At 48.7% G+C, this 10,503-nt stretch carries 7 protein-coding genes; 3 read left to right on the top strand and 4 right to left on the bottom strand.

Going from position 1 to position 10,503, the window contains the following annotated elements; genetic code table 11:
• Nucleotides 1-194 precede the first annotated feature (194 nt).
• Nucleotides 195-863, bottom strand: a complete 669-nt coding sequence (locus tag AC5JR3_RS01080; RefSeq protein ID WP_495842176.1) for a nitroreductase family protein — start codon at nucleotides 861-863, stop codon at nucleotides 195-197.
• A 36-nt stretch (nucleotides 864-899) separates the two neighbouring features.
• A complete protein-coding gene (locus AC5JR3_RS01075; protein WP_495842174.1) occupies nucleotides 900-1,883 on the bottom strand; it encodes a GntR family transcriptional regulator in 984 nt (327 codons plus the stop codon).
• Nucleotides 1,884-2,139: 256 nt separating this feature from the next.
• On the opposite strand from AC5JR3_RS01075, the gene AC5JR3_RS01070 reads away from it, so the two are divergent.
• From AC5JR3_RS01070 to AC5JR3_RS01060, 3 genes are all read left to right on the top strand, one after another.
• The gene (locus tag AC5JR3_RS01070) at nucleotides 2,140-2,886 is read left to right on the top strand and encodes a dienelactone hydrolase family protein (protein ID WP_495842172.1); all 747 of its coding nucleotides are present in this window, start codon (nucleotides 2,140-2,142) and stop codon (nucleotides 2,884-2,886) included.
• 239 nt (nucleotides 2,887-3,125) lie between these two features.
• The gene (locus tag AC5JR3_RS01065; protein WP_495842170.1) at nucleotides 3,126-4,028 is read left to right on the top strand and encodes a S1 RNA-binding domain-containing protein; all 903 of its coding nucleotides are present in this window, start codon (nucleotides 3,126-3,128) and stop codon (nucleotides 4,026-4,028) included.
• 273 nt (nucleotides 4,029-4,301) lie between these two features.
• Nucleotides 4,302-4,460 carry a hypothetical protein gene (locus AC5JR3_RS01060; protein ID WP_495842168.1) on the top strand — a complete coding sequence of 53 codons (159 nt, stop codon included), beginning with the start codon at nucleotides 4,302-4,304 and terminating at the stop codon, nucleotides 4,458-4,460.
• A 62-nt stretch (nucleotides 4,461-4,522) separates the two neighbouring features.
• On the opposite strand, the gene AC5JR3_RS01055 is transcribed toward AC5JR3_RS01060, so the two are convergent.
• Together AC5JR3_RS01055 and AC5JR3_RS01050 are read right to left on the bottom strand one after the other, a co-directional pair.
• A complete protein-coding gene (locus AC5JR3_RS01055; protein WP_495842166.1) occupies nucleotides 4,523-8,446 on the bottom strand; it encodes a DUF2157 domain-containing protein in 3,924 nt (1,307 codons plus the stop codon).
• 264 nt (nucleotides 8,447-8,710) lie between these two features.
• On the bottom strand, nucleotides 8,711-9,868 hold the full coding sequence (locus tag AC5JR3_RS01050) for an acyl-CoA dehydrogenase family protein (protein ID WP_495842164.1): 1,158 nt from the start codon (nucleotides 9,866-9,868) through the stop codon (nucleotides 8,711-8,713).
• Nucleotides 9,869-10,503: the final 635 nt, after the last annotated feature.

Below are 10,503 nucleotides of genomic sequence, written 5' to 3'. Positions count from 1 at the left end.
GGGAAGCTAGATGTTGCTTCGCCTTTGATATCACGGGGGACTTTGAATCTAGTTCCCCCCTTGATAAGGGGGGTCAGGGGGGTAAGAAATAGCCAAAAGCTTGATTTTAAGCTTGTGTATACACGGTAGCTGCCAAGGGGAGGGTGCAAGATAAATTGCTGAGCAACAGGGGCTTTCGAGGATTACTGTACCGATTACAGCGTTAATTGCTTGCCGTAACTTTCACCGAAGTAAACCTGCTCAAGCTCCATGCGACCTCCGTATTGCTTGAAAGGTTCAGTAGCATAACCCAGTGGTAGCAAACAGCAAACATCTACTTCCTTAGGAATATTAAACGCTTCCTTTACCTGAGAGGCTACAAACCCTTCCATTGGGCAACTGTCTACACCAAAGCTTTTTGCGACAATCATTAGGTGAGCCACGGCTAGCATTGTGTGGCGGTTTGTCCATACTTGCATGCTGTCGAAGTTGGGCTTGTTTTCAAAGAGGCTAGGAATAGCCCCCCGCATAACCTCAGCATACTTGTCATTAACTGCTCCCACATCCATACCTTGTTGAATGATGGATTCAATGTAGTCTGAGTTTGCTACGCGTCTGTCGCCACAGCAGATTAATACGACGGGTGCTTGTCCTACCTGAGGTTGGTCGAAAGCACAGGCTTTGAGCTTATCCTTGTTTTCCTGCTCTCGAACGACAACAAAGCGCCAAGGCTGGAGGTTGTAACCGGAGGGAGCGCGTACCCCTAAGCGCATAATTTCTTGCAAAATTGCGTCGGGAATCGCCTCTTTACGGAACGCCCTAGCCGCACGACGCTGCTCGATGGCGTCTTTCAATCCCATCGAAGGGTGCATTTCAATTGTCATTATTTTTTGCTCTTAAGACATTCATACCACTATCAATTAGCCTAAGCCCAACTCTCGTTTTAGCAAGTTAATTGACTTTGTTCCGATATAGTTCTCACTCCGGATCAGTTTTGGGGGACGAATAATGTCATCTCTGGCGGCTAAGATTGCCTCTTTAACGAGGGGGTAACTCGCCTGATCGCTAAAAATGGTCTGGGCGCTGCGAACCAGAGCATTGAGTTTGTAGGCGTCTTTAGTCTGAGCGGTCATTAGAAGTAACTGATCTCCCCGGAGGCTGTGGATGATAATTTCGACGACTTGCAGGATACCAGAACTAAGACTGACGGCTCCTAAACAGGTATCTTTGGGGAGGTTTTGAATAATCTGGATTTCTTGAGCGTAGTCGTAGATATCTACAGGGATGACGCGGACAGATTTGGGTGCAGCGATCGCTTCTGCTTCTTGGATAAAATAGCGACTCGTCACAACTGTTCCCGAATGGGTTTGACCGAGAACTTCTGTTAGTTCTTCCATCGGCACGAGTTGCACAGGAATTCCTAAGGATTTCTCCAATTCCTGCACCATCAACTCACCCGCTCCTAAATCTCTCGACGGCACAGTGACTAACACCCGCGCACTACAGCGCAAGCGCCAATCTATTTCGGCGAGGAACAGTTCTCTGGCTTCACTCAAAGAACATCCCTGTCCTAGGAGGTCGTCCAGACTTTTTTCCACTAGCTTGTAAGCTGCCGGGTGCTGATCGAGGATAGGAGAACGGCGTTGTGCACCGCCTTCATGCCCCTGGGCTTTGACATAAATCCCCGAACCGGCTTGAGATTCGACTAATCCTGTTTCTTCTAGCTGGCGGTACACCTTACTGATCGTGTTACGGTGCAACCCGGTAATCATCGCCAACTGCCGCGTACTGGGGAGGCGATGACCGGGGGGAAATTGCCGGGAGGCGATCGCAAACTGGATTTGGTCGAATAACTGCCTAGAGGCAGGAATTTCACTGTCTGGCTGAATATGAAACTGAACCATCGACAGAAGCTCTCTAAGAACTCCAATCTGGCGTTTAGTGCTTGATTTTTCACGTCTACACCAGCAGTTGGATGTTTTGTCTCTAGGATAATCTCCCTACCTAGTTATTGTCTTCTGACACTTTCTGGGTACTTTTTACGGGAGGATGAATGAGGTTATGGGTTCACCCCATCGCCTCATTATCCCATCTCAGGACTGACTATTTACCCCATCCCTTAAAATCGAGACGGTGAATTCACTGGCAAGAGCGATCGCAATGAATACCCAAGAAATTCCTAGAGAACACGTCCACGTTCCTAATGGCAACTTACAAATTGCGGCTTATCTGGCTCAACCCGTTGGTGAAGGCTCATTTCCTGCCGTTGTTGTAGTTCAGGAAATCTTTGGAGTCAACGCCCATATCCGGGATGTAACCGAACGCATTGCCAAAGAAGGGTATGTAGCGATCGCTCCTGCCATTTACCAACGACAAGCTCCCGGTTTTGAAACGGGTTACACCGCCGAAGACATCAAGATTGGCAGGGAGTACAAGAATCAAACCCAAGCCTCAGAACTCCTGAGCGATATACAAGCGACGATTAACTACCTCAAAAGCCTTCCCTCGGTCAAAAAAGACCGAGTAGGATGTATTGGTTTTTGCTTTGGCGGTCACGTTGCCTATCTGGCGGCGACGCTTGCGGAAATTACGGCGACAGCGTCGTTCTACGGCGCAGGAATTGCCACAATGACTCCCGGTGGTGGTGAGCCTACGATCGCCCGGACTTCAGACATTGCAGGCACCCTCTACGCCTTCTTTGGTATGGAAGATGCCAGCATCCCCGCCGCACAAGTTGACGCAATTGAGCAGGAGTTAAACAAGTACAATATCGATTCCCAGGTCTTTCGCTACGAAGGAGCGGCTCATGGGTTCTTCTGCGACCAGCGTGATAGTTACAATAAAGGCGCAGCCGCTCAAGCCTGGGAGGAGGTCAAGCAGCTATTTGAACAGAAGCTAAAGGCTTAGTGTGGGATTAGCGGTTGCAGGCTGGTGAAGAGGGAGACTGGGAAAGATATTCATCTTTGAGAGAGAGTCTTTAAGCCATAAACAACAAACCCTCACCAACTAGTGACTGAATGACTAATCTCAACCGACAATGGAAAACTAACTAATCCTAACGCTGACGGATCATCGAACCGCTCTGGTAATCGCCATCAAGGCGGTTTCACACTAGCAATCCCTTATTTTTTCACGATCGCATTGTTATGAATTCTGAATCAACCCGTTCTCAACCAGCGCAGACCTCTTTTTCAATGGATGACTTTGCCAAGGCTCTGGAGCAGCACAGCTATGAGTTCCAGAGAGGACAAGTAGTACGGGGCAAAGTAGAAACCCACGAGAGCGATGGCGCTTATGTTGATATCGGGGGTAAATCTTTGGCATATGTTCCTGCCCAGGAAGTATCCTTGAGGCGGATTACTGATTTGTCAGTGGTCTTACCCTTAGAGGAAGAAATGGACTTCCTGATTATTCGGGAGCAGGATGAAGACGGACAGGTAACGCTTTCCCGGCGTCAGCTAGAAGAAAAGCGCGTCTGGGAAAATGTCCTGGAAATGCAGGAAAACAAGCAATCAGTGCAAGTGCGGGTGACAGGAGTTAATAAAGGTGGTGTCACTGTTAATTTGCAAGGCTTGCGGGGATTCATTCCGCGATCGCATCTTAGCGAACGTGAAGACTTAGACGCTTTGGTGGGACAAAATCTCACGGCTACCTTTTTAGAAGTCAATCTCGATGCCAAAAAGCTGGTACTTTCTCAACGTGAGGCGCAGCGTTCTGTTGCTATCAGCCATCTTGAGATCGGTCAGTTGGTCGAAGGTAAGATTGTTGGTATTAAGCCGTTTGGTGTCTTTGTCGATCTCAATGGTGTCACAGGTTTGCTCCATATCAAGCAGGTAAGCCAGAATTTTATTGAGTCTTTGCCTACTCTCTTCCAAACAGGACAGATAGTGAAGGCGATGATTACTAACATCGATGAAGGTAAAAATCGCATTTCCCTCTCAACGCGGGTTTTAGAAAATTATCCGGGTGAGATGGTGGAGAAAATGGCTGAGGTGATGGAAAGTGCGGAAGCCCGGGCGGCGCGGGCGCAACAACAGATCATGCAGTAGTCTTTATCCTTTGGGTTAATTTTTTCGTTTCGGAAGCGATCGCTCCTAGTTTAGCTACTTTCCCTGGTAGCGGATTTTTGGAAGCGATCGCTTTTTTTCTGGCACTGTCATCCCCTTAATTCTCTAAGGTGAACAAATTTTTTCGTTTTTCTTCCTCTTCAGGAATGATTAAATTATTAACTGACTCTTACAAAGGGCAGATGAAGGAAGGCTCGTAAATTTCTAAGCTCATAGTGATAACAGACTTCACACAAGTAGGAGAAGTTCTGAAATATGAAAACCGATCTATCAGTTCTCATTGGAGCAGGCGTACTCGTTGTCAGTTTAGTCCTTGTCTGCTTGACTGTTCTGACAGAAATGCAGCGCGATGCTGCTCTCCCCTCTCAAGAAGGTTTAAACTCAGAACCGAAGTCTCTTTCAGCCGTTAATTAATATCAGTAAGAAAGGAATATGGATTTACTAACTGATCCTAAACAGCGGTTAGCAAAGTAAGCTTATTCCCAGTTTGCTAACTCAGAGCGACTGTTGCGAAAAACTAAGGCAATTTGTTCGCGGCGCGTCTCAAAATTAGCGGCAATACCAATAAAGATGATGCCAACAATTAAAGCAACTACCCATTTAAAAAATGATTCATCAAAGACGAGAATAATTAATTGATAAAAAGCAGTCAGTAAAAATGTTGCCGTTCCTAAGAAAAGGAAGGCGCGTACTCGTAGAGTTAATCCCGCAAAAATAGCGACTATACCGATGATTGCCGGGATGACTCCTGTGTCTAGATGGAAGAGGGCTACTAGGCAAATTATTCCTGTTCCTAGTAAGCGGAGATAGTGACGCCTTTGGTATCTTTGGGATTGCTGGAGACTGGGGTCGAACTGAGCCACGTACAACACCGAAATCCCCCAGAGGGTGGCGTACCATAAAGGATCGGTGAGTTGGTACTGCTCAAACCATCGAGCGACTGCCCAATTAATCAGTACGATGCTGACATAGGTAAAGCGGACATCTGAGCGCCGCCAGCTCAACCAACTATAGAAACCCACCACCACCCACAGCGTCACCGTAGAGACGGCTGTACTGGTTAATAAAACAGTGAGTAGAGGGTATGCGATCGCTGAACGTTTCCAGGGTAAATTAGACCATCCCCATCGCTCCCAAGGCAGGTGGTACATGAGGACGGCAATACCACAGGCGATCGCAGCCAGCCAGCTATCCAAAGCCGCTAACTCCGTCCAAATGAAGCGAGCATAGATGTAGGTGGCGACGAGTTCGATTAAGCCCAGATAGATCCACCCATGGGAGGGAAAGAAATCTCCTGCTAACTCAAAAACCCGATCTTTTCCCACTGATGGGGAGGGGGAAGGGAGATTTTCTTTACTGCGTTCTTGAAGCAGAGCATAGGCGGCGAGTAAGAGGAAGATGACGATTCCCACGGTTGTTAGACGCGGGGAAGTGGTGGTGGTAACAACAACCCTGACAGCACTTACCATCAGAAGGCTGCCGATTAACCAATGGATATGGGCAGTCGTTGTGATTTCAGTGGCACTCAGGCGCAAGAAACGCCGCTGGGTGCGCGACTGCCAAAACCAGGCGAGGAGACGATAGCTAAAAGCGATCGCGACGGCAATAACGGCGAGAATCGTTATCCCATCCGCCAAGCTACCGCCTTCAGATTGCAGTAACTGATAGATCGTTAATTCATACCAGGCGCAGGAAATACCCGCAATTGAGAGATAGGTAAGGGGCTTCCACTCCTGACGACGACGCCCCACCCCAATACCAACTAAGGCAGCACCAAGGGTAATTAATCCCGTCCCCGCGTTAAAGTAACCGAGTCGCAGCAGTAAGCCTAAGACAGCGTAAAACAACGGCAACGTCTCAACGCTAGATAGAGACAGAGGGCGATGGCGAGATAACCAGCCATCACTGACAAACAACACCAATAGCCCTAAGCCAATGCTGGCAATGGCCAAATCCAGCCTTCCGCCCCCAGCTAGATATACAGCTTCCGCCACGGTGAGTCCAACCGCCCAACTGAGGCTATAAACGCCCTGATTTTTGGGTTGTTGCCATTGGTTAAAGAGCAAAGCCGCCACGGTTAACATCGCAGCGATCGCATATTTTCCATTCGTCGCGATCAGTTCCAGCTCGAGGCTAGTAACGTGCAGTGTCAAAGCCAGTAGCTCAACGCTGCCCAATGGCACAGCCCAGGCATCGCAGGCTTGAGCAAATAACGCCGCAACAGTACCATTACGACGTTGCAACAGCCTTTGTAATGACCACAGAACGCCAAGGGCGATCGCTCCGGCAATCAACCAATCGGCGATCGTTAGCCGTGGTAAACCAGGAATGCCTTCCCATAGCATCGCCGCCACAAAACTCAGCCCCAAGCCCACGGTAATGATCGCCGCTGGAAGTCGTCGCAAATAGCGGGTATTTACCCCCATCAACCCTGTAGCGACGCCCAAAGCCACTAAGCGAACCCCTGGTAGTGTCAGCGTCAATAACTGCGCGGCACCCAAAGCGGCAACACTCAACCACGCTGATTGTTGTCGTTGCGGTGGCTGGGTACGACTAGCAACACAGGTGAGTGCTAAGGGTGTGGCTAACCACATCAAGCCCCATTCGCTGAGTTCTAGTGTCTGGGAGGGCTGAGTGTCAGTCCAAAACAAGGCATAACTCAAGCCAGAAAGGGCAAAACCGAGATACCACGCACTGCGACGCCAGCTAGAAGCAAGGGGAATGGGATTTACCACGCTAAAGCCCCACTCGGCCACCATCAGACCGAGTAAAATTCCTGCCCAAGCGTTCTGATTCAGGCTGGGGAATGCCCAATCAACGAGGGAAGTGAGGGTAAGTAACCCGGTGAGGTGGGTAAGATACACCAGAACAGTGCTAGGGGTACGGCGGTAGAGAATGACCCAGAGAGTCATCGTTGACATGATCAAATTGAGCGATCGCAAACTGGGATGAGCCAGCGCTATCAGCGTCAGAACAATCCCCAAACACAACGTCAAGCGTTCCCCAAACCGGGCAACCTGCGGCTGATGTCTGCGATACAGCCAATCCGTTAGCCCCACCATCACAACGACGAAGGGAAATAGCGACAAACTCAGTAAGGCTGAGGTAGGAATTTCCGGGGCAATCAGTTGTCTAGAAAAAGCGATCGCTTGTTGCTGAAAACCTGAAGGCAATAACTCCCAAATTAACCACTGCGCCTGCAATCCAATTAGAAAAATCCCTGCTAAATCCCAACGCCGCCAAAACCGCCGCAAGCGTTGCCCAAAAAACCCTATCCCTAAACCACTTACCACCACCGCTTGCCAGGGAAAGGGTTCTCCCACTGAAACCACCCACCCCAGCACCAACAACAGGCATCCACAGGCTGTAAAAGGAGTGCGCCAGAGGCGTTCTTGCAGCGACAAGGATTCTACCTTTTGTTCGCGAGTCTGGGCTAACCAGGTTAACAACCATCCAGAAAACCCGATCGCCAATCCCAATTGTTCGACAGGTACTTCCACAATAAAGACTGCCCGTACCAGCAAAACTATCAGGGCATAAATAACAAATGCCCTTCCTTGAGGAAGGAGTGGCGGCGATTCCTCCCCTGTTGTCAATAGCTGGCTTTGCTGCTGAGTGTGGTAAAACAGCGCCACAGTACCGCCTACCATACCGATATAAACGGCCAGCAGCGGAAAGTTCGACCAGTCCCAACCCCAGTGCAGGTAACTTAAGCCTAAATAAGCGAGGAGGGAGGGATAAAAGAAACGGGTAAACGGAGTATCAGCATGGGATTGGCGTTGCAGAAGTGTGATGGCGGTAAGACTCACCGCCGAAAAAGCGATTGCGATGATACCCCAGGGCTGCTGCCATAACCGATCCATCGCCCAAAAGTTCACTGGAATCAGCAATAGCATTGCTAAGCGCAAGGTTTGGGCAGTCAGTTGCAAATTCCGTTGTTTCCCCGCCCAGAAACTAACCCCCCAAAAAATTAAGGTATATGTCCACAAAACGCCATACTGTCCAACAGCCGGAAACGTCCGCCATTGCGTCGCTGCCAACACCCCTGACGACAGCACCACCAAAAATAAGCCCAAAAACAGCAGCCAGCGCACACTGATTTCATCCCGCAAGGATTGCCACATCTGAGCAAGAGGCGATGGACGGCGAGTGGGCGCAACAGGCTCCTCAACCTGCCACTCAGGAACTGAGGGCGTTACCGGGGGTACGGAGGGAGCAACAGCCACTTGCGGTAGAGGAGAGGATAAATAACGCTGACACAACTGCCTCACCTGAGCATCACCGATCAAGCCCAAGCTTAGCCAGCTATCTAGACCTTCCAGTAGTTCTGGTTGATCCCAATTGACATCCCAATTGACAGTGACTTCAATTTTGAGAGACTGGTCGCTTTGAGATGACATGACTCCACTCCCCGATGAATTTCCGGCGTTGCGAAGCTTCCAAAAGAAAGCGATCGCTGCGGTAAATCTTTTGGCTGCCAAGGCTACTTAGTTGATGCTCAAAAAACGTAAATTTTGTGCCTAACTATCGTACTGATGCCAGCAGCCTACTATGTAGTTTTGACAAGTAACTTTGTATATATAAGTAGGACATGTATAGCCAAGTCCTGAGTCGGTGAAAGATTCAACCAGCGCTTGCTTTTAGAGAATCAGGAATGTTTTAACCTAGGTGTACGTTTTGTTTTCCAGCAATCTCGCCAGCGTCGCTTCCATCACTGCTGTGGTTTGACCAAAAACTGTAAATACCATCGCTTCTCGATACACCCGTTGCGCTGGATGGTGGGCGTAATTTGCCGCACCACTAGAAACGGTGACAGCGGCATGAGCGCAGCGTTGTGCAAGGTGGATTGCCCAAGCACGTAGTTGCAACTTGTCTTCCCAGGAGGGGAATGGGGATAACCCCTGCATCATCTGAGTGCGACAATCCCAGAATTCCTGATGGAGGGAGTCAAACGCCGCCTTGATAAAATCAAGCTCCTTGCCTTTGGCGGTGGCTTCGAGAATATCTAATCCCGCTCTGGCGCATCCCAAGGCAAAAAAGCCGTGATTGAGAACGTTTTTCTTGTCGTTTTCGTGAATCCAACCGGGGGGCTTGATCGAGACAACCCGTTCATTGGGTAAGAACCAGTGCTGCAATTTTGCCGAAACGGTGTTAGTCGATGCCATTGCTGCTAGTTGCATCGGGGAACTAAAGGTGATTTCCCCGCCGTTATCTTGCCATGTCTCCACAAACGGCACTACACCGAATATCGTTCTATCATCCGGCAAAACTGACGCCACAATAAAGTCCTGAAAGTAGTTCCAGCCCGTCACCCAAGGCACCTGTCCCTGCAACAGATACCCCCCCTCGATCGCTGCGGCTTTGACTAATGGCTTCCCTTTACGCCGCAACTGGGAAAATCCTATTCCTAAGAAGCGATCGCCTTTAACAATCCTGGGAAGGTACTCCTGCTTCAACCCTTCATTTTCACACCTTGCTAACATCCCTACCGCGCTTTGATGTTGCGTTTGCAAAAATGCCAAGGCTCCAGAATATCTCGGGACTAATTCCTGAAAGCGATAGTAAGCCGCGTCGCTAAATTCGGCACCACCCCACGAGAGAGGAACCTTCAAGGTAAATAAAGCGCGATCGCCCATTCCATGCAATACCGCCCGCAATGCATCAGCATCGCTATCAATGACAGCCGCTTGCGGTGCAACGTTTTCCCGTAGATACGACTCAGCCGTCGTTAGCAATTGATGCTGGTACTCTTCGTGGCGTGTGGGGGAAACTATTTGATTATCTACTGGCGATAACCCTGAGGGGATGCTGCGATCGCGCATCGACTTAGGTAAGGATAATTAAAAAATTATACTACTACCTATAGAGAATAAACTAATTAGAGAACATATAGTCAGAAAAATTGCCCTTGAGTGATGCCCGTTAGACATTTTTCAGAAATTACTTGAACAATTTCTAATAGCGCCACTTAGTAGAATTAACTTAGTATTATTTGAATAAAGCTCTATTTGTTGTTTAGATAACGGGAATAGCAGCAGAATAAGCCAGCCAAATTAATCCGACTCCAATAGCCGCACTAGAAAAAAGAGGAATAAATTGGAAAGCAAACCGTAATCGGGAGACTCTCGTCATTTTCCAGTCCCTAAATTAAAAGTTATAGCTGCATAGTCTCTCCTGAGCAGGTTTGTTGCCTCTGCCTTTTGTGCTAAATATATTTACTTCATTTTTGTTCCTATTGGTATAAGTAGATCGACTGGTAGAGAAACGACGAGGAGGCGAAGGAATCCCAATTGATTGTCCGATATCCAGATTCACAACTTGGTAGTAGTTCATAATCCACAATTTGGCAATAATTCATAATTCATAATTCGGTAACAGTTCTTCTTTCCCCCGCTCCCGGCTCCTCACAGGTGTAGGTTTTTTACAATCAAGCGGAGTTGAAGAAAGTCACAGTTGT

The sequence above is a fragment of the Kastovskya adunca genome, from assembly GCF_059505785.1.
Note: the sequence above shows the minus strand (reverse complement) of the source record. Positions and strands in the feature narration are given on the sequence as shown.